Annotated in this window: 1 protein-coding gene; it reads right to left on the reverse strand. The window is 69.4% G+C overall.

All coding sequences use genetic code 11. The annotated features are described in order from the left end of the window. Positions 1-147: 147 nt before the first annotated feature. A complete protein-coding gene (locus DA085_RS20570) occupies positions 148-1,554 on the reverse strand; it encodes an IS1380 family transposase (protein ID WP_109474866.1) in 1,407 nt (468 codons plus the stop codon). Between the last annotated feature and the right edge of the window lie 122 nt (positions 1,555-1,676).

Genomic DNA, 1,676 nt, shown 5'->3' on the forward strand with positions numbered 1-1,676 from the left:
AGCCTCGATCCACCGACGGACGTCGTTGAGCAGGGTGTTGCGAGGGCATAGGCGATTTCTCGGGAGCGGGCGTAGGAGATCTCCCGACCTCGCTGTCGGGGTGTTCCACGTGCGGGTTCCTGGGTCGTGCCGTCACCGGCTGGGTGGTCAGATCGTGGCGGGTAAGGGTGGTCCGCAGGCGGTGTCGAACAGTCGCGTCCACGCCTGCTGCCAGGGCCAGTTCGTGGGCATGTGCAGGCGTAGTCGCCGGGCCGAGGACGATGCCCGGGCGGGGACGGTGACCAGGGTGCGGCGGATGGTGGCGGTGGTCGCCCTGGCCAGCTGCGGACCGGTCATGGTGGCGGCGGCACGGGTGAGGTTGAACGCCATCACGGCCAGGACGAGCCAGGCGGCGTTCGCGGCGAACTTGCCGGAGGGCAGGTGTGCCAGGGCGGCGTTCTTCAGGTCAGCGTTGACGTTCTCGATGATGGCGTGAGCGCGGTGGGTCTTGTCCGCGGCGACGGTGTCGAGGACGTCAGCGTCGGTGGTGGTGAAGAACGCGTGGAAGCGCCAGGTGTCGAACAACTGGTCCTGGCCCTCACCCTTCTTGGGGTTCAGGTCGGGGATGCGGCGCACGACCAGCCGGCCGGGCACGTGCCGGGAGCGGGCCTGGGCGGTGAATGCGGTGAAGGGGATCTCGGCGACCTCGGCCCGGGAGATCCACGCCCCGGTGGCCTCGTCGCGGATCGCGTCGGTGTACTCGATCGGGGTCCACGCCTGCTCGGTGATGGTGGCGATCGCGGCCCTGATATTGCTGGTCAGCCGCACGGTGACCGACACGTCGGCTCCGACGCGGACGGCGGCACCGATGGTGGGGTACCCGTAGAACGCCGAGTCCGCGCGGACCAGCACCGGCCTGCTCCCGTGGTTGCCGTCGCGCATCCTGGCCACGGTCGCCAGGGCGTCGGCGACCAGCCGGTCCGCGCCGCGCGGGGAGCCGACCGAGCCCTTGCGCAGCCGTTGGGCCACGATCACCGGGGCAGCCTGGTCGGTGGACACGGTGGCCAACAGCGCGTTCAGCCCCCGCACTCGGGTGTAGCCGAACCCGGCGCCCTGCTTGGCGTACCCGTGGACCTCGATGATCGTGTCGTCGACGTCGAGCACGGCGTAGTCCTGGATGCCTTTGACGACCGGGGTGGTGGAGGCAAGGTTGACCAGGACCCGGGAGGCGACGGCGTCCAGCTGGCGGACGTGACCGAAGGTGAACGAGCGCAGGAACGAGCCCAGGGTGGAGGGCGCGTAGCACCCGGAGAAGACCTTCTTCATCGCGCCGTGACGCAGCAGCGCCATGTCATCGATGCTGTCCGCTCCCGCGACCATGCCGGCGACCAGCGCGGCCACCTTCGCTCCCGCGTTGGCGCCCTTGTCCGTGGGCACGCTCAGATGCTCTTTGGCCAGCTCACCGAGGCCGGCGCGGTCGGCCAGGCCCATCACCGGCACCAGCCCGGCGGTCGACACCAGGTTCGGGTCGTCGAAGACCGCGGAGCCGACCGTGAACCTGTGAGAGAGTTTCATCCCAGAGATGCCCTTCCGGGTCGGAGTGTTGGAACAGTCGCAAGTCCCAATCTCCCAGTACGGGAGGGCATCTCTGTGTCACGGCACGCTCAGCCCCGCAAGCCCATCGGTGGATCGAGGCT

It is taken from the genome of Ornithinimicrobium cavernae, assembly GCF_003121625.1.
GTDB lineage: Bacteria > Actinomycetota > Actinomycetes > Actinomycetales > Dermatophilaceae > Ornithinicoccus > Ornithinicoccus cavernae.